The sequence below is a fragment of the Longimicrobiales bacterium genome (assembly GCA_035764935.1).
Classification (GTDB): domain Bacteria; phylum Gemmatimonadota; class Gemmatimonadetes; order Longimicrobiales; family RSA9; genus DASTYK01.
Genome location: DASTYK010000045.1, coordinates 1 through 22,550 on the forward strand (window position 1 = coordinate 1; position 22,550 = coordinate 22,550).

Genomic DNA, 22,550 nt, shown 5'->3' on the forward strand with positions numbered 1-22,550 from the left:
AACGCTGGGCACGGCCACGCGCCCGCGCTTCATCACGCGTGTCGAGGACGAGAACGGGAACGTGCTCTGGCAGACGGAGGTCGCGCGCGCACAGGTCATGGACCCGGGCGTCGCATACATCCTGACGGACATTCTGCGCGACGCGGTGGACAGCGGCACCGGCACCGCGGTGCGGGCGGCCGGGGTCCGGGGGCCCGTTGCCGGCAAGACCGGCACGACCAGTGACGCGACGGACGCCTGGTTCGTCGGCTACACGCCCGAGCTGGTCGGCAGTGTCTGGATCGGATACGACACGCCCTCTCCGATCAGCAGCGCCGCGACGGGTGGCGGGCTGGCCGCCCCGGTCTGGGGCCGGATGATGGCGCGCGTCCAGGCAAATCGCGACACGCCTGCGCCGTGGCAACGCCCGGAGCGCGTGGTCGAAGCCTACATCGATCCCGAATCGGGCCTCCTCCTCGCCGACGGCTGCCGCTCGCGCTGGGGCTATGCGGAGCGGGAGATCTTCCTGCGCGATCACCTGCCCGAAGCGCGCTGCCCGCAGCCGCGTCGCTGGTACGACGACATCTGGGGCGCGATCGGCGGGCTCTTCTCCGCCGAGGATCGTCGGGAGCTGGAGGACGCGCGTCGCGAGATCGCGCGCGAGCTGGAGCGTGCCCGCCGCTCGGAGCGACGCGGCTCGCGGGACAACGATTCGTACGATCGCCGTACGCAGCGCGAGCAGGAGATGCGCGAGCTCGAGCGGGAGATGGAAGAGATTGCGCGTGAGCGGGAGGAGATCCTGCGCGACCGCGAGGAGGAGATCCGCGAGTTCCTGGAGCGACGCAGCCGCGACCTGGAGCGCCGGTCGAGGCGCGGCAACTAGCTCGCCACGGTAATCCGAAAGCGCGACGGCCGCCCACCCTGCAAGGGATGGACGGCCGTCCGCGTATCCACGACCTGCGTGGTTCAGCGCCGCGACTGATCGTCGCGACCGGTGCGATCCGGTCGATCACCCTGCTGCGACGAGCTGTGATCGCTCGTGCCGCTCGAACGATCCGTCGTGTCCTGGGTGCGCCCGCTGCCGCGCATCCCCTCCGCCCGCGACCAGTCGGTATCACCCACGCGCTGCTGCGAGGACGACGTGCCGCCGGTCGCGCTCGTTCGGCCAGCTCCGCCGGTGCCGCTCACTTCGCCCGATGGGCGTGAGCCACTGCTCGCGGCCATTCCAGTCGTGCGCTGCTGCTCGCCCCGCATCTCGTCACGCGCTTCACGCACGCTGTCGCGGGCGTGACCGGCGATCTCCCGGCCACGATCGCGCAACCCCTCACGATCGATGTTGTGCTCGCTCGCTGCGTGCATGGCCGTTTCCTTCGCCCGGTCGACAGCATCACCGATCCGCTCACCGATGCTATGCCCCTCGGTTTCGCGCGCGGACTCCTCGATGCTGTCCTTCGCCTCGCGTGCGACCTGCTTCGCCTCACCGGCGACTTCGCGTGCGACCTCCTTCACCTCGCCCGCCGTTTCCCGCGCGGTGTCCTTGAGGCTGTCGCTGGCCGGCCCGATGTGCTCGTCCTCCCAGCGCGTGGTCGGTGCCATCATCCCGGCGGCGAGCCCGAGACCGAAGGTGATCGCTCCGAGCGCGAGCGGCTGCTCGTGCCGGATGCGCTCGAACTGGTCCTGCGCGCGTCGAGCCGTGCTGCGGGCACGCTCCTTCGTATGCTCCGCGGTCTCACGCGCGCGATCCCTGGCGTGTGATGCGGTCTCGCTCACGCGCTGGCCCGCCGACGACGCTGCATCGCCCATGCGATGGCCCGCATCCGATGCGCGCTCGCCGAGGTGCGATGCGCTGTCCTTCAGTGACGAGGCGGTGTCCCGGATCCGCTCCATGCGCCCCGGGCTGTTGTCCTCCCACTCCATCGAGTCGTCCGGCGTCCATTCGACGCTGGGTCCGTCCTCATGCCGGCGCGTGCTCTGGTCACGACCCGTCGCCTTCTCGATGGCGAGCCAGCCGAGGCCCAGTCCCATGAGCGCGATCGGGACCGGGTGATCCTTCACCACCTCGCCGGCGCCGCCGCTGCCGCTGCGCATACGCCCCCAGAACTCGTCGAACAGCTCGCCGGGCGTCAGCCGGCGCTCGATCGCGTCGACGGTCTCGTGCAGGTCCATCCGTGTGCGCTCGATGTCCCTGCGGATCTCGTCGGGCGAGCGGTTGCCCGAGTCGGGATCGCTCATGCGTGTCTGTTCTTCAGCCATTGCTTCTCTTCCTTCAGAGTTTCCGTGGTCCGACGAGGCACGAGGGACTCCTCGCGCATGCGGTTGCTGGCGCCCTTCACCATCGAGTAGCCGATGATGGCGATCACCGCCGACAGAATGAGCGGCGAGAGCCAGACGGCGTTCTCGAGCCCGACGGCGTCCTCGAGCAGTGCGGTCAACGCCATGTTGATCGTCCAGAGCACGCCAAAGAGCGCCGCCAGCAGCAGGGCTCCGCCGATCGCCATGCTCACAGCACTGCGCGCATACGACCTGACGCTCTCCATGACCTCGGCTTTGGCCAGCTCCACTTCCTGGCGCACGAGCGTGCTGGACTCGCTCTGCAGCTCCTTGAACAGCTGGCCGATGGAGCGCTCGTCGCGCACGGTCGTGCGCTGGACCGGGATGCGCGCACCGTCGGTCGGCGAGCCGATGGAGCCGCCGTACGGGGTGGTACTCATCGGTTCCCCCTCTGGCTGTCCGGATCCTGGCCGGTGCCGCGGTCGGACTGCGTGCCGGTCTCGCGGTCGACGCCCGGGTCGCGCTGCATCCCGCGATCGGCTGAGGTGCTGAACGTGTTCGCCTGGAAACCGCTGGCTCCGTACGTCGTATCGGCACCACCGAGCGACGCGCCGCCGGGGCGGGACGCGCTGAAGTCACTGGTGACCGGACGTGAGGGGCTGCGGCTGGTCGCCTGGCTGCGGTAGGACGTCGCCTCGGTGTTCCGTCGGTACGCCTCGTCCGACATGCCTCCGCCGCCGTAGCTGCCGCCCGGCTCGCCCGCGAAGGAGCGACCGCCCGCGGCCTGGCGGCGCCACTCGTCACCCTGCAGCTCCCCGTCATCGGGCTCGGAGGCGCGCAGGAAACGCCCCATCGCCAGGCCGGCCACGAACGTGCTGCCGAGGAAGACGCCGGTGTTGTTGCGCGCGAGGTTTTCCATGTCGCGCATCATCGCGCCGTAGTCGTTGTTGCGCAGGTAGCCGGTGCTGCGCTCGACCTGGCTCGTCAAATCACCGACGTAGCTCGCGAGCTGCCCCTGGTCATCGTCCTGGAGCGAGTTGCGCGCCGCGTTCAATGCATGCACGATCGAATCGAGACGATCCGCCACGCGATGCTTCTGCCGGTTCACGTTGTCCGCGGCCCGGCGTTGCACGTCAGCGCCCGCCGAGCGCAGCTCTTCCTTCACCGTGTCGCGAACCTGCTCGACTGCTTTCGTGCTGTCCGCGCGCGATTCCATCGATGACCGGTTCGCGGAAGCGGCAAAACGCTCGTCGTTTCCCGTCTCGCCGGTGCTGGATCGGTCCATACGCCCTCCTTCGGAACTGATCCTGAAGAAAAAGGGCCGCGGCTCCGCGCCGCGGCCCCTGCTACAGGTCGCCTGTACGTTGTGATGGATATAGCGCAAGGCGCATGCCCGCCAATGAATGCAGCTGCAGTGGGACCAGGCACGGGACGCTGGCAGAAGTGCGCGCAGTGCGGCACCGATCATGCCCACGCCTGTGCGTATGCAATCAGGGGAGAATGGAGGACATCGGCGTCGCCGCGCCGCACTGGCAGTTGTCGCGGTGATGATCGGGCTGCTCGTCGGACTGATCGCGATCGAGTGGTTGCGACCCACGATCATCCGACGTGTGGGCGGTCCGATCCAGACGGTCGCCGAGGCGCTCACGCCGGGGCTCAGCCGACACGTCGTGATCGTATCGATCGACGGACTGCGCCCCGACGCGATCGCCCGCTACGATGCGCCGACATTGCAGCGGCTGGTTGCTACCGGCCGTTATACGCTGCGCGCGCGGACAGTGGTGCCCAGCAAGACACTGCCGGCACACACGTCCATGCTCACGGGCGCATCCCTCGAGCAGCACGGCGTCTCCTGGAACGAGCCGCTGTCTGACTCGGTGCTGTCGGTGCCGACGATCTTCGAGCGTGCTCGCCGGCATGGCCTGGTCACCGCCGCATTCTTCAGCAAGCCGAAGATGGAGATGCTCGCGAGCGGCAGCGGCTACGATTACGTGCAGCGCCCCGTCGGAGGGCTGATGGGAATGCTCGGGGGTGACGTCCACGAGGACGTGCGAGCGCTGCTGCGGGAGGAGAAGCCGCACCTGCTGTTCGTGCACATCGGCGATCCGGACTACATCGGCCATATCACCGGCTGGATGACGCCGTTCTACGGCAATGCGGTTGCGAGGGCGGACGATGCACTCGAGGAGATCATCACGGTTGCAGACAGTGCATACGGGGTGGGCGAGTACACGCTCATCGTGACCGCGGACCATGGCGGACACGGCCGCGATCACACCGGCCCCGACCCGGTCGACGTGCACATCCCCTGGATCGTGGCAGGCAAGGGTGTGCGTGGAAGCGGCGAGCTGCGCTCGCAGGTCAGGGTCTTCGACACCGGACCCACCGCACTCTGGCTGCTCGGCATCCGCATCGACGCGTCACTGGCGGGGCGGCCCGTGCGCGAGGCCTTCGAAGCGGCGACCGCCGAGACAGTTGCGCAGGACTCTGTCGCCGGTGCCGGCAGCCATCCATGAGCGATCCTGCACCACGCCCAACGCGCTGGTCCGCTACAGCTCCGTGACGGTCTCCTCGAAGACGACGCCACGCTCGCGCAGTCCCGTCATGATGAAGTCGTAGCAGCGCTGATCGGCTCCTGCAAACTCCGGCGGCGAGATACCCGGGCGCCTGTACAGTCCTGCCGCCACCATGCGCACCGCGCTGGTGCAGGTGTATCCCGTGGTCCGTGCCATGGACGTCGTCTGGGTTGCGCGGTCGTAGCGGTCCAGCATCTGGAAGGTGTGCAGCACACGACGCCCGGCGCGCACACCCTCCACCTCCACGCGCATGGCCGTCAGGTCCTCCTCACCGGGCGTGAACTCCCAGGCGGCGAACAGCAGCTTCGCCGAGACCTCCAGCGGTCGCACGGCAGTACCCCCGATCTTCACGAAGTCCGTGCGGAAGAAACCGGTCTCGCGCAGCACCTCCATCAGCTCCGCGTGGCCCGGGTAGCGCAGCGTCTTCTCGATCATGGTCGGGGTCTGCGACGTCGTGAGCAGAGTTCGAAGGCCGTCCGTGTTGAACGCCTCCAGCGTGCCGACGCCCGCCACCTCGATGCGCTCGCGCTCCGACAGAGCCGGCAGCGTGATCTCCTGGCCGTTGCGGCGGAATCGTGCCGGTCGCGTGTACTCCTCGATCACGTCGATCGGTGAGAACGGCGCGCGGTACTCGTACGGCCAGCGGCGCTGCACGGGCAGGCCACCCACGCAGCAGGAGAAGCGGCTGACCTCGTCGAGCAGGCGTTCCATGCGCCCGAGGATCAGGTTGCTGCAGCCGGGCGCAACGCCGCAGTCGACGATGGCGGTGACGCCCTGTTCACGCGCAAGCGCGTCCAGCTCGAAGGGATCGCGATCGAAGAAGCTGATGTCGACGACGTTGCGACGTGCCCGCAGCACGCGCTCCAGCGTCGCATACCCCATGTGTCCGGCCACCGCGCCCACGACCAGGTCCGCGTCCGCAATCACCCGGTCGATTTCCTCGCCGCGCGAAAGATCGGCCCGCTCGCACTCCACGTTGCGGAGTCCCTGGAGCGGGGCGAGCGAGCTGGCCGCGACATCGACCGCCCTGACCGTGAACGTGCCGTCCACGGCGAGGTCCTTGATGATCGCGCGGCCGACACGGCCGGCGCCGAGAACCGTGATTCGCATGCGAGTCCGGGCTGGAGGAAGAAACGGGCGGCGACCAGTCTGGCCGCCGCCCGGGATTGTAGCGTGCTCTCCGAAGGAAGCAAACGCCGCTCAGCGGATGACCGGCTCGGGTGCGACGTCCTCCTCCTCCATCTGCCGGTTGCGCTCCGATTCGGGCTGCCTGCCGAACGCCCACGAGATCCCGATCGTCGCCCGGCGCATGCTGAACTCGCTGCGGCCGATCTGCACGTGTGTCGGGTCCCTAGTCACGAACTCGGAATTCCAGAGGTCGAAGGGATCCATGACGCTGACGTTGATCGAGCCCTTGCCGTCGAAGAAGCGCTGGCGCAGCCCCATGTGCATCATGGTGCGCGCACCGATGCGGCCCTGCGGCACGTCACGCGCCGGTGTGTACGACACCATCATCTGCGCGCTCAGCGTGCTGGTCAGCGCACCGTTGATGTTCGCGCGCACGGACATCCGCGTCGACGTGCCCGAATAGGTCGCGGCGAGGTTGCTGGCGTCGCGATCCTCGCGGTTCATGCTCAGGCTGGCGAAGCCGCCCCAGCCGCCAATCGGCCGCAGTGATGCGGTGAGCGATGCGCCGTACGACTCCTGGGACGCGACGTTCTCCCAGGTGACCGTCGAGACGCCGTCCGCATCGACGGTCTTGATCTGCGCCCAGTCGTTCTCCGTGCTGCGGTAGTACGGCGACAGGCGGAGCGTGCCCCAGCGCGCGGTGCGGCTGAGGTCCAGGCTGAAGCTGTTGGTGTACTGCGGCTCGATGTACGGGTTGCCGATCGTTCGGTTGAGCGGGTCCGTCGAGTCGTCGATCGGGTTCAGGATGTGCGAGCGCGGCCGCCGGATCCGGCGCGTGTACGACAGCCGCGCCTGCGTGCCTTCACTCAGCTCGTAGCTGATGTTCGCACTCGGGAAGAGGCTCGCGTAATCGTTCTCGAAACTCTCTCCATCGGGCAGAGTGAAGCGCGTGTCGGCACGCTCCGCGCGCAGGCCGACCTGCGCACCGAAGCGGCCGAATCGCCTCGTGACGGTGCCGTAGATCGAGTTGAACAGCTCGCGGTGCTCGAAGCCGGTCTGGCTCACGTCCGCGGTACCGTCATCGATGAGCTCCAGCAGCCGCTCCTCGTCCAGTGTCTCCAGCTCACTGCGCACCCCGATCTCCAGCTGCCCCTCCTCGCCCAGTGGCCGGGTGTAGTCGAGCCGGGCCGACAGCTCCCGCTCCGCTTCCTCCAGCGTGAGCAGCGTCAGGTCGGCCGGCGTGATCGGCGCATCGGGATCCGCCAGCTCGAGAAGGGTTTCGACGTCGTCATCCTGGTCATTGCCGCCGCGGTCCGCCTCCAGCTCGATCGAAAGCTCGTGGTTGCGCGGGTCCGGTGCCCAGCGGAAGCCGAGCGTCCCCCTGGCGTTGCTACGGCGTGAGTCACGGATCGACGTGCGCGTGTACTGCTGCGTGGGCACGCTGTCCGCGTCCATCTGTGTCGTCGTGGTCACGGCGTCGCGATCGAAGCCGAAACGGCTCACGCGGCCCTCCACCCACAGGAGGCTGTTGTCCGTGAGCTCGTACTCCGCCGTGAGGTCGACGCTGCCGGACAGGCCTTCGCTCTCGTTGTGCGAGTCCTGGCGCAGAAACGTCTCCGGTGTCGTGACCAGGTTCTTGCGCAGGTCGAAGCTCGTATCGTCATTGTTCGAGTAGCGGGCGAATGCGCCGCCGAACAGCGTCAGCGGGCCGCGCTGCATCGCGAGCCGGCCGCCACCACCCACCTCGCCGCGCGTACCGGCATTCGCGAACACACTGCCGCTCAGGCCAAGGTCGACGTCCTCCTTCAGCACGATGTTCACGATGCCGCCCGCGCCTTCTGCGTCGTAGCGCGCCGAGGGGCTCGGTATCACTTCCACCCGCTCGATGCGGTCCGCCGGGAACTGCTGCAGAAAGACCGACAGGGCTTCACCCTGCATCGGCGCCGGACGACCATTCAGGTAGATCTCCGGCGAGCTGCCACGAAGCTGGACCGCACCGTCGATGTCGACCTCGAGCTCCGGAATGCTGCGCAGCACTTCCGTCGCGACGCCGCCGGAAGCGACCGGCATGTCCTGCGTGCTGTAGATCGTGCGATCGGGCGCGAATGTCGCCGGTGCACGCTCGGTCGCGACGGTCACACCCTCCAGCGCGATCGCCGACACCGGCAGCTCGAGCACGCCGACGTCCACCGTGTCGCCTGCTGCGAGGGTGATGCGCTGGCTCGCGGGCGAGTAGCCCACGAACAGCGCCTGCACCAGGTAGGTGCCGGCCGGTGCGCCCGCCACTCGGAACATGCCGTTCGGCAGCGTGCGCGCGGTCGCCACCACCTGTGTCGTATCCGCCGCGCTCCTGATGACGACGTCCGCAATGGGCAGCGGCCGCTGCGTGTCCGCCGCCCGCACGGTGCCGCGGATCAGCGTCGCATCCTGGGCGCGCACAGGAGAGGCTGCCAGCAGAAAGAGACCTGCAAGGAGAAGAAAGCGCATTGTTCGTGGGTTTGGCTGCATCTGGACTGCTTCGCAGTGAGGCGCCGTAGCTCCACAGTGGCGCCCGGTCGTCCACGTATAGACGCGCCGACGCGGCAAAGTGTTGTGGTAGCGACATCAGCAGCAGCGCAGGATCAGGCACGGCGCGTGCACGCGACTGGCTCTGCAGGAGTATGAAACTTCGCCAACCGCGCAGCGATATGCCCGACCTGAACAGCGATCTGCATGGCAATGCGCCCGACAAGTCCGCGGTCGCACTGATGATCATCGACATGATCAACGATCTCGAGTTCGACGGCGGCGAGCGGCTGGAGCAGCGGGCCATCGAAGCGGCGCGGCGCACCGCCGCGCTCAGGACACGCTGTCAGGAGGCCGGCGTGCCGGTGATCTACGCGAACGACAACTTCGGGCGCTGGCGCTCCGACTTCCGGCAGGTCGTGGACCGGGTCCTGCACGACGGCGTACGCGGCCAGCCACTCGCCGAGCTGCTGGAGCCGGCCGGCAATGATTATTTCGTGCTCAAGCCGAAGCACTCCGCCTTCTTCGAGACCACACTCGAGACGCTGCTGCGCTATCTCGGCGTGCGCCGCCTCATCCTCACCGGCATCACCGGCGACATCTGCGTGAAGCTGACCGCGAACGATGCCTACATGCGGGACTACGAGATCCTGATCCCCGTGGACTGTACCGCCTCGATCGACCCCGACGAGAACGAGCACGCGCTCGCGTACTGTGAGCGCGTGCTCAAGGCGCGCCTGGTCCGCTCGGACGAGCTCGACCCGGCCGCGTTGAAGGAGGAGCCTGCAGCGGAGGCGCAGGAACGATAGGCCTGCGCTGCTCTGCCGCTGCGGAGATGCGTGTGTGCGAACGCGCGCTCAGCCGCCGCCTCGTGCGACCCGGCGCGGAGCCGTGGAGTCCATCCGCAGCTCCTGCTCCACCTGTTCCTCGAGTCGGCGGTCGCGCTCGTAGATGTCCGGGTAGAATCGCATCGACCCGTCACGGCCCGCCCAGGCGGTGAAGTACAGGATGTAGACGGGCAGCACTTCCGTCACGTTGATCCACTGCTCGGAGTCCCGCGCCAGCAACGCGTCCAGCTGCGTCGAGGGCGTTGCGGTAACGTCGTCGAGCAGCATGCGGGCGAGGTCGAGCGGCTTCTCCAGTCGAATACACCCGTGGCTGAACGCACGGCTGTGGGCGGAGAAGTACTGGTCCGCCGGCGTGTCGTGCAGGTAGATGTTGTTGTCGTTCGGGAACAGGAACTTGACCGCACCGAGCGCGTTCCTGGAGCCGGGCCTCTGCCGGAAGCTGTACGCCTCCAGGTTGCCATAGTTCAGCGAGCTCGCCGGCACGACGCTGTTGCCCGACAGCGCTTCCATGTTGTTGCGTTCCAGGTATCCGGGATCGCGCTGGATCGCGGGAATGATTTCCTCGTTCTTGATCGATGCCGGCACATTCCAGTACGGATTCACGACGAGGTGCTCCATCGTGTCCGCAAAGATCGGCGTCTCCCAGCCTTCCTGGCCGACGACCACGTTCATCGCCAGCGCAACACTGTCGTTCTTGATGTACTCGAGCTCGAATCCCGCCACGTTCACGAGGATGTAGCTGTCCCCGAGGTCCTGCGGCAGCCAGCGCCACTGATCGAGGTTGAGCACGATCTGCTGTACACGCTCCTCCGCAGACACGTTGAGCTGCTCCAGCGTGGATGCGCCCACGCGCCCGTCCGGCTGCAGGGCATGCCGCACCTGGAAGTTCTCGACGGCCGCCGCCAGGCTGTCGTCATAGACGTTCGGCGCAGCGGCGCCATGCTGCGCAAGCCGCGCCTCGTCGGGATGACCCTCCCTGATCAGCCGGTTGCGCAGCCCGACCACGCCTGCTGCGCTCGCCCCGATCTCCGTCGGGATGTCGTCGCTCACCTCCTGCCAGCCACCCTCGCGCACGATGCGCTGGTACCGGGCGAGCTGGTCCATCAGCAGGTGGTACTCCGGCGCTTCCGGGCGCAGCGACTCGATGATCGCGGCCGGGTCCTCGTCTCCGGCGAGCCGCACCAGCAGCGCATACGTATCCACCGAGTCCTTGGGGATCTCCCAGTCGAGCCCCGATGCAGACGGCTCGAGCACACCGCCGACGAGGTGGTTCGCATACCGGCCGAACACCTCCGACAGCACGAGATCCACTCCCGCCATGTGGCCGGGCTCCTGCGCCTCCTCGAGCGAGTCCTCCTCCACCTGCTGCACCATGCTGAGCGCCACCGGGAAGCGGTAGCGTGCCGGATCCAGCCCGTCCTGGCCCGCGTTCTCCATGACCTTCAGGAGCTGCCACCCCCGATCCAGGATCTCGTCGTAGTCCGTCCACGCCTGCAGGTACCCGCGCTCCCGGTAGAACCGGATCACCGGCTCACTCAGGATGAGCGTGTCCCCATCCGGCAGCCGGATCGTCACAGGCCCGTCCGCGTTCGCGACGATCGCCTCGATCTCCGGGCTCGGCTCCCCGCTCGGATCCCCGCACGCCGCCGTGGCCAGCAGCAGCAGCGCCGCCGACACCGCCCGCACTGCCTTGATCATCGGATTCTTCATGTCTCTCACTCGCGACCGCCCGGCGCAGCGCGTCCGTGACGGAAAAATGTCCTTTTCCGAGGGCGATGAGTGCACAGGGCGTGCCGGACGTGACATGTGGGTTGCATGGCCATCGTTCTGCTTGCGTCGGGCAAGCAGAGCTGCCACGCCGGTGCCGGGGTTACGCCTTCCGGCCGCGTCCGTCAGGCAAGTCGCTTATTACGATGTGGTCTGACGCCGGGCGCGCCGCTTCGCCGTCCACCCCCGCACGAGCCGGTACACACCCGCCGCGAACTGCAGGAATGCAAGCAGGGCGAGCCAGCGTCGATGCACCCACTCCAGTCGCGTCAGGCTCATCGGTGCGCTGAAGACGAACCACATGCCCAGCAGGGCGGCGGCACCGAAGAGCCGCAGCGTGTACGCACTCCTCCATGCGGGCCAGATGATCAGCAGTGCGGCCACCAGCTCGGCGGCACTCACTGCCATGACGCGCAGGAAGCTGCCGAGTGTGGGGATCGCGACGGTGCGGGACTGGTCCAGCCGCTCGGGCGATGGCAGCGTGGTGACGGCGGACCACAGGAACGGCAGCAGGATCACCCAGCTGACGGCGAGGCAGAGCCAGAACAGGAAGCGCGCGCGCGAGGGTTCGGTTGCGCGGGCAAACGAGGGTCCGGGTTCAGGGGTGGACGCCGCGTCCGGGCGGGCACGTGCCGGCTCCGGTTCCCCATGCGAGCTCATGCTGCGCATGATAGCGGACCTCCGCTCGAGGCGCGACAGCGCTGTTTCCTCGCGCCAGGGCAGATTTCCGGGGACCGGATGAACCGGCTCAACCCACGCCCCTTGAGCCTTACGCAGCGTCATGCTGTAGGGTAGGTCCGCCTGGAGGAGAACCGATGCAATACACGGTAAAGGAGCTGGCCGAGCTGGCCGGCGTCAGCACCCGCACGCTGCGCTACTACGACACCATCGGACTGCTGCCGGCCGGCCGCGCCGATCGCAACAACGAGGAGCGGCGGTACGAGCACGCATCCCTGCTGCGGCTGCAACAGATCCTGTTCTACCGCGCGCTGGATTTCCGGCTGGACGAGATCCGTGCACTGCTGGACGATCCGAAGTACGACCTGCTCCAGGCATTGCGGCGGCAGCGCGAGCTGCTGCAGGAGCGTCGTGGGCGGATCGACGCCCTGCTCCGCACGATCGAGAACACGGTGGACCACCTGGAGAGGAGAACGCCGATGGCTGACGAGAAGCTGTTCGAGGGATTCGACAACACGCAGTACGAGGAGGAGGCGCGTCAGCGGTGGGGCGCTGACATCGTGGACGAATCCACCCGGCGGTGGAACGCCCGCTCGCCGGAAGAGCAGAAGCGCATCCTCGCCGAGCAGGAGGACACCTTCGCGACCATCCTCGATGCCATGGACGAAGGCACCGGTTCAGCGCGCGTGCAGGCGGCCGTCGCGCGGCTGCACGAGAACGTGAACATGTTCTGGGACTGCGGCGATGACGCATTCCGCGGACTGGGCGACCTGTACGTCACGGACCCGCGGTTCCGCGCCACCTTCGCGCGCATGGACGAGCGGATGCCGGAGTTCCTGCAGCAGGCGATGAACCTGTACTGCAATCGTCGTGCGGGGCTGAAGTAAGAAGCTCGGTGTGGCGCGTCGCACTCGCGGCGCGCCACGCCGTCCTGTCATGCCGCCCGCGAGTGCTCCGCCTGCTGCTCCACGTGTTTCGGCGTGCAACCCGCCACGCCCAGTCTTCCGAGCATCCGTTCGAGCGGGCAGAACGCCGTGAAGCTGGACTGCAGCAGGTTGGCGCCGACGAAGGCGACGAACAGCAGCCAGGCGGGGCTGTGCCACCAGCTCAGCGCGGCACCGATCAGGATGAATGTTCCGGCAAACCGGCGGATGATGCGATCATCACACATGGTACGACTCCTCGAAAATGAGCGGACAGTTGCACCCGCTGCCGGGTGTGTCGTTGCGAGTCATCAGACGAACGTCTCCGTGGGAAGCACGGCCAGATGCAGCCGTTCCCCGTCCCCGAGGACACTCGCCTCCTCGCGTATCGCCGTCGTGAGCTGCGGCACGCGCTCCGCGGGCACGATGCTGAAGTACACGTCGGCGCTGCCCGGCCAGGCACGGGTGCCCTCGCGCCGGCCGGTCTCGCCCGCACCGTGGGCGGGCTCCAGGCGCGTGTAGCCGCCCGCCTGGTGCGACTCAAGCAGTTGCGGCACCAGCCGTGAGTTCGACCCGCTGTAGATGATCAGCAGCAGCTTCATGTGAGCCTCCCCCGCCTGCCGTGTGACGGCCGACGTATTCCTCGTTTTCTTCACGTCGCGCGAGCTCCCAGTAGAGCAGCGGCACGACGATCATGGTCAGCAGCGTGGCCACGACGGCCCCGCTGATCAGGGCGACAGCCAGCCCCTGGAAGATCGGATCGAGCACCATCACGAGCCCTCCGACCACGACCGCGGCGGCGGTCAGTGCGATGGGGCGGAAGCGCACGGCGCCGGCCTCGATGACGGCATCCCGCAGCGAGCGCCCGCGCGCCTGCGCGAGCTGGATGAAGTCGACCAGCAGGATCGAGTTGCGGACGATGATGCCGGCGAGTGCGATCATGCCGATCATGGACGTCGCCGTGAAGAACGCCCCGCTGATCGCATGGCCGGGCAGGATCCCGATCAGCGTGAGCGGGATCGGCGCCATGATGACGAGCGGCACCTTGAACGACTGGAACCAGCCGACGACCAGCGCATAGATCAGCAGCAGCACGCCGGCGAACGCGAGGCCCAGGTCGCGGAACACCTCGATGGTGACCTGCCACTCGCCGTCCCACTTCATGGCGAGCTCGTCCAGCCGATCGGGCAGCACCGCGTTGTAGCGCTCGATCTCCGCGCCGTCGACCCTGACCTCGTCGAGCTTCCGGTTCATGTCGAGGATCGCGTACACAGGCGACTCGATCGCGCCTGCGACGTCGCCGGTCACGTAGATCGCCGGACGCAGGTTCTTGCGCACGCGGCTGCTCTCGCGCACGCCCTGCTCGACGCGCACGAAGCGCCCGAGTGGCTGCGGTCCCATGGCCGTGGCAATCGGAAGTGCGAGCAGCGCCTCGACCGACGAGCGATTCGCGAGCGGCAGACGCGGAACGATGGCGGTGCCCTCCCGCGCATCGACCGACGGCGCGATACCCGCGCTGTGCCCGGAGAGCGCCAGGTAGAGTGTCTGCGTGATCTGCTCGACGCTCGCGCCGGCGCGCGCCGCGACGCTGCGATCGACGGCGAACCTGCGTGTGGCCTGCGGATCCTCCACGGTCCAGTCCACGTCCACGACGCCGGGCGTGTTCTCGAAGATCGCGAGCACCTCGCGAGCGGCCTCGACACGCGTCTCGTCATCCGGGGCGTAGATCTCGGCGACCAGCGTGGACAGCACCGGCGGGCCCGGCGGGATCTCGGCGATCTTGGCACGTGCACCGTACCCGGCCGCGATCTCCTCGACACCGGGCCGCACGTCCACCGCAATCGCATGGCTCTGCCGGTCGCGCGCGTGCTTCTCGACCAGGTTCACCTGTATGTCGGCGACGTTCGCGCCCCGGCGCATGAAGTAGTGGCGCACCAGGCCGTTGAAGTTGAACGGTGCCGCGATGCCCGCGTACACCTGCGTGTTGTCGACTTCCGGGACGGTGTGGAGGTACGCCGCGATATCCTGCGCCGCAGCCTGCGTCATCTCCAGCGTGGTGCCCTCGGGCAGGTCCAGGATGACCTGGAACTCGCTCTTGTTGTCGAACGGCAGCATCTTGACCTGCACCAGCCGCACGAAGAGCATGCCGACGGACAGGAACAGCAGCCCGACCACTGCAGCGTAGAACGTGTTGCGCCGGCGACCGCTCTCCATCAGGCGGGACATGATGCCGCCGTAGAAGCGCGCGAACCCTGATTCCTTCTCCGTGTGACCCGCGCCTCGCTGCTGTCCTGGCGCTCCCGCCGGTGCCGCGCCGTGCGCGTGCTGCACATGCCCGCGCAGCAGGCGGAGCGCCAGGTACGGCGTCACGATGAATGCAACGGCGAGCGAAGCGAGCATCGCCACGGACGCACCCACCGGAATCGGCCGCATGTACGGCCCCATCATGCCGGACACCAGCGCCATCGGGAGGATGGCGGCGATCACGGTGAAGGTCGCCAGGATGGTCGGGTTGCCGACCTCCTCGACGCCCTCCACTGCCGCCACCTCGGGCGTCCTGTCTCCCATCTGCATGTGCCGGTAGATGTTCTCGACGACCACGATCGCGTCGTCGACCAGGATGCCGATGGAGAAGATGAGCGCGAAGAGCGTGATGCGGTTCAGCGTGTAGCCCATCGCGTAGTAGACGAAGAGCGTCAGGCCCAGCGTGACCGGGACGGCGACGAGCACGATCAGCGCTTCACGCCAGCCCAGGAACAGCCAGATCAGCAGTGTCACCGAAACCGTGGCGATTGCGAGGTGCAGGATCAGCTCGCCGGCCTTTTCCGCAGCCGTCTCTCCGTAGTTGCGCGTGACCGCGACCTGCACGTCCGCCGGAAGCAGGCGCTCCTTCGCCTGCTCCACGCGGGCGAGCGCGGCCTCGGCCACCTTCGTCGCATTGGCGCCCGGGCGCTTGGATACGCTGATCGTCACCGCGCTGGTGGTTGCGCCGTCCGCACCGGTGTGCGTGACGTAGCTGTCCGTCTCGCCGTAGTCCATCGTGACACTCGCGACGTCGCGGACGTACACGGGCGCACCCATCCGGGCCGTGACGACCACGCTGCCGACGTCGGCCACCGTCTCGAGCGGCGCGCCCACGTCGATGCGCAGTACTTCGTTGCCCGTCGCCAGCTCACCCGCCTGCAGTCGCGCGTTCGCACCTTCCAGCGACATCGCGACTTCGCCGGCAGTGACACCGTGCGCCGCGAGGCGCGCGGCGTCGATCTGCACCGAGATCCGGCGCGCGTTGCCGCCGACGACCTCCGTCTGCGCGATGTCCGGCAACGTCCTGATCTCGTCCTGCAGGTACGCCGCGATCTGGCGCAGCTCGTTCGAGCTGTATGCCTCCGAATGCAGAGTGAGCGTGAGGATCGGGACGTCGTCGATAGAGTGCGGCTTCACCATGGGCTGCGTGGCGCCCGCCGGCGCCTCGTCCATGACCGACGCCAGCTTGGCGTGCACCTTCAGCACGCTCTCCTCCTGGTCCTCGCCCACCTTGAAGCGCACGGTCGTCATCGAGTAGCCGTCACCGGCCATGCCGTAGACGTACTCGACGCCGGGGATCTCCCACATGCGCTGCTCGATCGGGCGGGCGAGCAGGTTCTCCGTCTCGCGCGGCGTTGCGCCCGGCATGCCGACGATCACGTCGATCATCGGTACCGAGATCTGTGGCTCCTCCTCGCGCGGCGTCGCAATCACCGCGACGGCACCGACCGCGAGCGAGGCGAGAGTGACCAGCGGCGTGAGCTTCGAGCGCAGGAACGCCTGCGCAACTCTTCCGGCGATGCCCATGCCTACCTCACGCCCGCAGCGCTCGACACCGCCGCATCCGGTCCGGGCGTCGAGCCTGCGCCACTCGGAACGATGATTACGTCACCGTCACGCAATCCGCCGAGCACCTCGACCGAATCCGCGGCTGCCGGTCCGACGCGCACCCAGCGCGTCAGCACGGCGTCGCCCTGCCGCAGGTAGACACCCGTGAGATCGCCCTGGCGGCGGATCGCACGCGCCGGGACCACGACGGTCGTGCGCGTGCCCTGCGGCAGTGCCAGCTCCGCGGCACCCGTGGACGGCAGCGCCGCGCCCGCGTTCTCGACGATGGCGTTGACCGTGAACAGGCCGGAGGCGCCCGGCACCACGCCCTCGACTGTGGCCGTCACAGCGTAGCCTTCGACGTCCGCTGCGACCCGGGATCCGGATTGCACCTGGCGCACCGCATCCGGTGACGCACTGACGGAGATGCGCAATCGGCTGGGATCCTGCACCGTCAGGAGCGGGGCCCCCGGCGCGGCGAAGCTGCCCGGGTCGACCATCCGCTGCACCACGATTCCGTCGAAGGGTGCGCGCACCACCGAATAGGAAGACACGGCCGAAAGCTCGGCCGCACTCGCGCGTGCTGCCGCAACACCGGCCAGCGCGCGGGTGTAGCCGGTCTCGGCTGCGTCGAGCTGCGCACGCGGGGCTGCATCGTCCTCGTACAGCGCACGCATCCGCCTGACGTGCAGCTCCGCCTCGGCGAGGACCGCCTGTGCCTCGGCCTGCGCAGCATCCACCTGCTGGCGCTGCGCGCCGAGATCCCGCGCATCGATGCGCAGCAGCGGCTGGTTCCGGCGCACCGCATCGCCTTCCTGTACCAGCACCTCGGTTACGCTGCCCATCAGCTTCGTGCTCAACGTGGCGTCCGCGAACGGGCGCACCACGCCCGCCGCGTGCAGGTACGCAATCCGGGGCGCAGCGCTCACCGTGTACGCTTCGCCTTCGGGTACGCTCGCAACGACCTGCGCCGGCGCCTCCGCGTGATCGCCGCCACACGCGGCGAGCACGATGGCACCGGCCGCGGCAACGATCACCCCTGCTCTGACATTCATCATCATCGGTTCCCTCGGGAGTCCAGTGCCCAGCCGGCCAGCAGGGCCGGATCGAGTCCAGCCGAACGCAGTCGCTCCGCTGCGCTCACGATCGCTTCGTAGCGTGCGTGCGTGTGGCGCAGCCGCGCTTCCGTCTCCGCTGCCTGCGCACCGAGCAGCTCGACGACCGTGGCAAGCCCACCCTCGTACTTGCGCGCGACGATCCGGTGCGCTTCCACGCTCTGCGCTACGGCCTCGCCCGCGATGCGCATCCGCTCCAGCGCGACCCGCCACGCATTCTCCCGCTGCGCTACGTCCAGCGCCGCCTGCGCGCGCGCCGCCTCCGCCTGCGCCCGTGCGACCTGCTCGCGCCCGCGCGATGCCTGGAGCTGCGCGAGCTGCGACGCACCGGCGAACGGGGTCCACGACGCGACCACGCCCACGCTCCAGTTCTCGTCGCCGCCGTACACGTTGTCCGGGGAGTTCCAGTCGTAGCGCGCCATGCCGTTCACGCGCGGCAGCCAGAGCGACTGCGTCCGCTTCACATCGGCCCGCGCGGCGGCATGACCCGCCTCCGCAGCCCGCACGTCCGCACGCGCGCCCGGAGCGGGAGCTCCGGTCGTTTCATCCTGCGGCGCAATGAAGCTCAGTGCGGCGACGCGCTCGTCAGGCGGAAGCTGAGCAGGCAGGGAAAAGGAAGTGTCGCCCGGCGCGCCGAGCAGCGTTGCCAGCTGTCGCTTCGCGAGCCCCGCTTCGCCCTGCGACTCGATCAGCGCCGCCTCGACTTCGCCGGCACGCACCCGCGCCAGCAGCCCGTCCGACCGCGTGACCACCCCCTGCTCCACCATCGATTCGGCCTGCCGGACGTGCGCGCGTGCCGCGTCCAGCGCCGCGCTCAGCGTTGTGACCTGTTCCGAGGCGAGCACGGCGCCGTAGTACGCGCGCACGACGTCGACACGCGTCGCTGCGGACGTCCATGCCGCCGCGGACGCACGCGCTTCGTTGGCATGCGACGCCGCCCGCCGACCGAGCCACGCGTCCATGTTGAAAAGCGGCTGCTCCAGCACCAGGCCGCCCGTCCAGTTGCTGATCGCATCCGGATGGTTCAACAGCGCAGGGTCGAAGTCCTGCTGGGAGATCGTCCGCTGGCGCAGCTTCGTGCCGAACGCGCCGATCGGATCCGTCGTGCGCTGAAAGCCGGACTCGACGCGCAGCGTCGGCAGAATCCCCTGCAGTGCACGATTCCCCTCCCCGACCTGCGCCCGCGCCTCGCCCGCCGCGATCCGGTTGGCGTACGCGCCGGCGTCCGCCCGCTCCAGGGCGTCGCCCAGCGTCAGCGGCGCCTGCTGCGCCTTCGCTCCCGGCACCGCCAGCATCGCGAGCAACGCAGCCGCGAGTGCTGCCCTTCGGTTCATCCTGTTCTCCCTGATCCCCTGTGCCCAGCGCCCGGCCGGCGCTCTTGATTACATAACTATATGATTATATACTTGGGCGCAAGAGCTGCACTGCGGACCAATCCGGAACGGGAAAGGACACGCCATGGGGAGCACGAGGGAGGCGCCGGTCATGACGGCGCGGCACGACGGGGGGATGCGGTTCGTCGCGGAGATCCGGGGCCACCAGATCGCCACCGACCAGCCGGAGTATGGTCGTGGTGCGGACAGCGCCGCGATGCCGCTGGAATTGCTCGGTGCGGCGCTGAGCACGTGCATCGCGCTGTACGTGCACCAGTTCCTGGCGGTCCGCTCGCTCCCGACGGACGGGCTGCGCGTGGACGTGGTCGCGACGCCGGCGGAGGATCGGCCCAGGCGGATCGGCCGCTACGATGTGGAGGTCCGGCTGCCGGCCGACGTGCCGGAATCGATGCACGCGATGATCGAGCGGGTCGCGGTGAGCTGTCCCGCGCACGCGACGCTCACGCATTCACCGGAGATCAGCGTTTCTCTGGGCGCGGCGGCAGGGGGAGCTTCCTGATGATCGACTCAGCGCGGTTGCCCCTGCTGGCGGCCGTCGCCGACCGGTTCAAGTCGCTCGGCGAGCCCGCGCGTCTGCGGATCCTGCAGGTGTTGCGCGACGGCGAGCGGACGGTGAGCGAGATCATCGAACTCACCGGGCTCGGGCAGGCGAACGTTTCGCGGCATCTGCGCGTGCTCCACGAGCATGGGTTCGTGGAGCGTCGCAGGGAAAAGCTGTTCGTGTACTACTCGTTGCGGGGCGAGGACGTGTTCCGGCTGTGCGACATGATGTGTGCGCGGGTGGAGGAGGACGTCACGCGGACCGCGGAATCGCTGAGAACCGCGTGACGCCCCCGCTCGCCTGAGCCGTCAGGTGGCGGGTTCCGTTGCGAGCTGCTCCCACAGGTAGGCGTACGTGAGCGCGTACATCTGCGCGCGCTGCTCCGTCGTCACGCCGCTCCCGTGCCCGCCTTCCGTCTGTTCGAAGTAGTAGTAGGGGTACCCCATCGCCTCCATCTTCGCCGCCATCTTGCGCGCGTGGCCGGGATGCACGCGGTCGTCGCGCGTGGTCGTGGTGAAGAGCACGCGCGGGTAGTCCACGCCCTCCTTCAGGTTCTGGTAGGGCGAGTAGCGCGAGATGTACGCCCACTCCTCGGGCACGTCCGGGTTGCCGTACTCCGCCATCCACGAGGCGCCGGCCAGCAGCCGGTTGTAGCGGCGCATGTCGAGGAGCGGCACCTGCACGACGACCGCGTCGAACAAATCCGGCCGCTGCGTGAACGCCACGCCGACGAGCAGTCCGCCGTTGCTGCCGCCCATGATGCCGAGGTGCTCCGGGCTGGTGACGCCATGGTCGATCAGTGCTTCGGCGACGGCGATGAAGTCGTCGTAGATGCGCTGGCGGTTCTCCTTGAGGCCGGCGCGGTGCCACGCGGGCCCGAACTCGCCCCCACCGCGGATGTTCGCCACGACGTACACGCCGCCGCGCTCCAGCCAGGCAGCCCCATTCACTGCCGAGTAGCCCGGCGTCATCGGGACCTCGAAACCGCCGTACGCGTAGAGCAGCGTGGGGTTGTTGCCGTCGTGGGCCATGCCCTGGCGATGAATGATGAAGTACGGGATGCGCGTGCCGTCCGTGGACGTCGCCTCGTGCTGCTCGACGACGAGCCCGCTCGCGTCGAACATTTCCGGCATGCGCTGCACTTCCCCGACCTCGCCCTCATCGCCCGACAGGTACAGCGTGGTGGGCTGTGTGAAGCCGCTGTAGGTGAAGAAGTACCGGTTGGTGAAGGGCGACGTCGCACTGACGTCGATGCTGCCCATCTCCGGTGCCGGTACCGTCTCGTAGCTCCATGAACCATCGGCGAAGCTGTAGCGGCGCAGCTCGCCCCGGACGTTGTTCAGCATCGACACGAGCAGGTAGTCGCGCGTCGTCGCGATGGACTCGATCGCCTCGCGCTCGGCCGGCTGCAGCACCACCGTGAAATCACGTGCCCCCTCGAGGAAGCGGTCCACGTCGATGTCGACCAGCGACGCCGCGGGCAGCGTCCTGTTGCCGACCGTCCACGGCGAGCGCAGGCGCACCAGCAGCCGGTCACCCAGCACGTCCAGGTCGGCGTCCAGCGGCACGTCGATCTTTACCAGTTCGCCGTCGCGCAGCACGTGCGTCGTCCCGGTATAGAAGTCCGGACGATGCATGACGACCTCGTAGCGGCGATCCGCCGTTTCCCAGGTGCCAACCCAGACGCCCATGTCCTCCGGCGACGCCTCGAAGATCGTGCGCGCCGAGCGCAGCGGCATGCCGCGTTCCCACACCTTCGCGACGCGCGCGTAGCCGGACGTCGTCATGCTGCCTTCGCCGAAGTCCGTCGCGACCAGCAGCGTGTTACCGTCGATCCAGTCCACGCTCTGCTTCGCCTCCGGCAGGCGGAACCCATCATCGACGAACTGCTTCGTGTGCGTGTCGAATTCGCGTACCTCGACCGCGTCCGCGCCGCCGCGCGACAGCCGGACCAGGCAGAGGCGGTACTCCGGCGACAGGCAGGTCGAGCCGCCCCACGCCCACGGAACTCCTTCGGACTCCGCCAGCGCATCGATGTCGAGCACCGTCTCCCATGCCGGCTCACCGCTCACGTACGAGTCCCACGTCGTGCGGCGCCAGATGCCACGCTCGTGCTCGGCGTCCTGCCAGAAGTTGTAGAGGTACTCGCCCCGGATCGACGGCATCGCGATCCGGTCCTCGGAGTCCAGGATGCGCGCGGCCCGGTCCAGGACCGGCTGGTACACGGCGCTGCGGGACAGCTCCTCCACCGTGCGCGCATTGCGCGAGCGAACCCAGTCCAGTGCCTCCGGCGACTCGACTTCCTCGAGCCACAGGAACGGATCCGACTGCTGTGCCGACGCCCGGTCGGCCGGAACCACCATTGCCATCGCTGCCAGGAAAACGGGAATACGGGTCATGATCACCACCTGAGCGGGAGAACGCAGACCAGTCTACCGCTGCAGTCGCAGAACCTCAATGCGAGGTCCAGCCGGCGCGCGGCGCGCCGCGGCGCTTGTGAAAAGTCCGTAACTGGACTATTTTGGTTATATAGTCCCTTCTCGCACCCTGCCCAAGGAGGAGCCCATGGGACTGCCGCACGTCGAGGCGCCGGATGTCACCAGGGAACGCATGGCGCAGGCGGGCCTGCGCACGTTCTTCCGGATCGCCGCGCTGTGGGACCTGAGTGTGGAGGAGCAGATGCGGCTGCTGGGGAGTCCTGCGCGGTCGACCTACTTCAAGTGGAAGAAGGAGGGGACCGACTCACTGCCGCACGACGTGCTGGAGCGGATCTCCTATGTCCTGGGCATCTACAAGGCGTTGCAGGTGCTGCTGCCGGACGAGCAGGCTGCGGACGCGTGGGTGCGCCGGCCGAACGATGCGCTGCCGTTCGGCGGTCGATCGGCGCTGGATCGGATGCTGTCGGGCAATGTGGCGGACCTGTACGAGGTCCGGCGCTACCTCGATGCGGAGCGTGGCGGGTGGCCGTGAGCC

Annotated in this window: 20 protein-coding genes; 7 read left to right on the forward strand and 13 right to left on the reverse strand. The window is 68.3% G+C overall.

The window, feature by feature from the left end; genetic code table 11:
- Window positions 1–862, forward strand: an 862-nt coding sequence (locus tag VFU06_03415; GenBank protein HEU5208437.1) for a penicillin-binding transpeptidase domain-containing protein, incomplete at its 5' end; no start/stop codon positions are given.
- A gap of 83 nt (window positions 863–945) precedes the next feature.
- Here VFU06_03415 and VFU06_03420 read toward each other — a convergent pair.
- The 3 genes from VFU06_03420 to VFU06_03430 are packed head-to-tail and all read right to left on the reverse strand — an operon-like array spanning window position 946 to window position 3,535.
- The gene (locus tag VFU06_03420) at window positions 946–2,232 is read right to left on the reverse strand and encodes a DUF3618 domain-containing protein (protein HEU5208438.1); all 1,287 of its coding nucleotides are present in this window, start codon (window positions 2,230–2,232) and stop codon (window positions 946–948) included.
- Window positions 2,208–2,690 (reverse strand): phage holin family protein, encoded by a 483-nt coding sequence (locus tag VFU06_03425; GenBank protein ID HEU5208439.1) that lies wholly within the window; start codon window positions 2,688–2,690, stop codon window positions 2,208–2,210. The genes VFU06_03420 and VFU06_03425 overlap by 25 nt, the downstream gene beginning before the upstream one ends.
- Window positions 2,687–3,535 carry a hypothetical protein gene (locus VFU06_03430; protein HEU5208440.1) on the reverse strand — a complete coding sequence of 283 codons (849 nt, stop codon included), beginning with the start codon at window positions 3,533–3,535 and terminating at the stop codon, window positions 2,687–2,689. The genes VFU06_03425 and VFU06_03430 overlap by 4 nt, the downstream gene beginning before the upstream one ends.
- A gap of 262 nt (window positions 3,536–3,797) precedes the next feature.
- On the opposite strand from VFU06_03430, the gene VFU06_03435 reads away from it, so the two are divergent.
- Entirely contained in the window at window positions 3,798–4,766 is a 969-nt protein-coding gene (locus VFU06_03435; protein HEU5208441.1) for an alkaline phosphatase family protein, read from the forward strand.
- Window positions 4,767–4,799: 33 nt separating this feature from the next.
- On the opposite strand, the gene VFU06_03440 is transcribed toward VFU06_03435, so the two are convergent.
- Window positions 4,800–5,936, reverse strand: coding sequence for a saccharopine dehydrogenase C-terminal domain-containing protein (locus tag VFU06_03440; GenBank protein HEU5208442.1), 1,137 nt, complete (start codon window positions 5,934–5,936; stop codon window positions 4,800–4,802).
- Window positions 5,937–6,026: 90 nt separating this feature from the next.
- Entirely contained in the window at window positions 6,027–8,441 is a 2,415-nt protein-coding gene (locus tag VFU06_03445; protein ID HEU5208443.1) for a TonB-dependent receptor, read from the reverse strand.
- Window positions 8,442–8,614: 173 nt separating this feature from the next.
- Between VFU06_03445 and VFU06_03450 the strand changes: the two genes are divergently transcribed.
- On the forward strand, window positions 8,615–9,268 hold the full coding sequence (locus VFU06_03450) for an isochorismatase family cysteine hydrolase (protein ID HEU5208444.1): 654 nt from the start codon (window positions 8,615–8,617) through the stop codon (window positions 9,266–9,268).
- 48 nt (window positions 9,269–9,316) lie between these two features.
- On the opposite strand, the gene VFU06_03455 is transcribed toward VFU06_03450, so the two are convergent.
- Together VFU06_03455 and VFU06_03460 are read right to left on the reverse strand one after the other, a co-directional pair.
- Complete coding sequence (locus VFU06_03455) at window positions 9,317–11,017, reverse strand: L,D-transpeptidase family protein (GenBank protein HEU5208445.1); 1,701 nt, start codon at window positions 11,015–11,017, stop codon at window positions 9,317–9,319.
- 198 nt (window positions 11,018–11,215) lie between these two features.
- Entirely contained in the window at window positions 11,216–11,743 is a 528-nt protein-coding gene (locus VFU06_03460) for a hypothetical protein (GenBank protein HEU5208446.1), read from the reverse strand.
- A gap of 146 nt (window positions 11,744–11,889) precedes the next feature.
- Between VFU06_03460 and VFU06_03465 the strand changes: the two genes are divergently transcribed.
- Complete coding sequence (locus VFU06_03465; protein HEU5208447.1) at window positions 11,890–12,639, forward strand: MerR family transcriptional regulator; 750 nt, start codon at window positions 11,890–11,892, stop codon at window positions 12,637–12,639.
- 47 nt (window positions 12,640–12,686) lie between these two features.
- Here VFU06_03465 and VFU06_03470 read toward each other — a convergent pair whose 3' ends face one another.
- The 5 genes from VFU06_03470 to VFU06_03490 all read right to left on the reverse strand — a co-directional run bounded on the left by VFU06_03470 (window position 12,687) and on the right by VFU06_03490 (window position 18,976).
- Window positions 12,687–12,923 carry a DUF2892 domain-containing protein gene (locus tag VFU06_03470; protein HEU5208448.1) on the reverse strand — a complete coding sequence of 79 codons (237 nt, stop codon included), beginning with the start codon at window positions 12,921–12,923 and terminating at the stop codon, window positions 12,687–12,689.
- A 63-nt stretch (window positions 12,924–12,986) separates the two neighbouring features.
- On the reverse strand, window positions 12,987–13,277 hold the full coding sequence (locus VFU06_03475; GenBank protein ID HEU5208449.1) for a hypothetical protein: 291 nt from the start codon (window positions 13,275–13,277) through the stop codon (window positions 12,987–12,989).
- Entirely contained in the window at window positions 13,216–16,506 is a 3,291-nt protein-coding gene (locus tag VFU06_03480; GenBank protein HEU5208450.1) for an efflux RND transporter permease subunit, read from the reverse strand. Before VFU06_03480 ends, VFU06_03475 begins: the two co-directional genes overlap by 62 nt.
- Window positions 16,507–16,508: 2 nt before the next feature.
- The gene (locus VFU06_03485) at window positions 16,509–17,588 is read right to left on the reverse strand and encodes an efflux RND transporter periplasmic adaptor subunit (protein ID HEU5208451.1); all 1,080 of its coding nucleotides are present in this window, start codon (window positions 17,586–17,588) and stop codon (window positions 16,509–16,511) included.
- Window positions 17,585–18,976, reverse strand: coding sequence for a TolC family protein (locus VFU06_03490; GenBank protein ID HEU5208452.1), 1,392 nt, complete (start codon window positions 18,974–18,976; stop codon window positions 17,585–17,587). Before VFU06_03490 ends, VFU06_03485 begins: the two co-directional genes overlap by 4 nt.
- Before the next feature lie 124 nt (window positions 18,977–19,100).
- Between VFU06_03490 and VFU06_03495 the strand changes: the two genes are divergently transcribed.
- Window positions 19,101–19,535 (forward strand): OsmC family protein, encoded by a 435-nt coding sequence (locus VFU06_03495; GenBank protein HEU5208453.1) that lies wholly within the window; start codon window positions 19,101–19,103, stop codon window positions 19,533–19,535.
- Window positions 19,535–19,864, forward strand: a complete 330-nt coding sequence (locus tag VFU06_03500) for a metalloregulator ArsR/SmtB family transcription factor (GenBank protein HEU5208454.1) — start codon at window positions 19,535–19,537, stop codon at window positions 19,862–19,864. Before VFU06_03495 ends, VFU06_03500 begins: the two co-directional genes overlap by 1 nt.
- A 21-nt stretch (window positions 19,865–19,885) precedes the next feature.
- Here VFU06_03500 and VFU06_03505 read toward each other — a convergent pair whose 3' ends face one another.
- Entirely contained in the window at window positions 19,886–21,976 is a 2,091-nt protein-coding gene (locus tag VFU06_03505) for a prolyl oligopeptidase family serine peptidase (protein ID HEU5208455.1), read from the reverse strand.
- A gap of 166 nt (window positions 21,977–22,142) precedes the next feature.
- On the opposite strand from VFU06_03505, the gene VFU06_03510 reads away from it, so the two are divergent.
- On the forward strand, window positions 22,143–22,547 hold the full coding sequence (locus VFU06_03510; GenBank protein HEU5208456.1) for an MbcA/ParS/Xre antitoxin family protein: 405 nt from the start codon (window positions 22,143–22,145) through the stop codon (window positions 22,545–22,547).
- The last annotated feature ends 3 nt before the right edge of the window (window positions 22,548–22,550 follow it).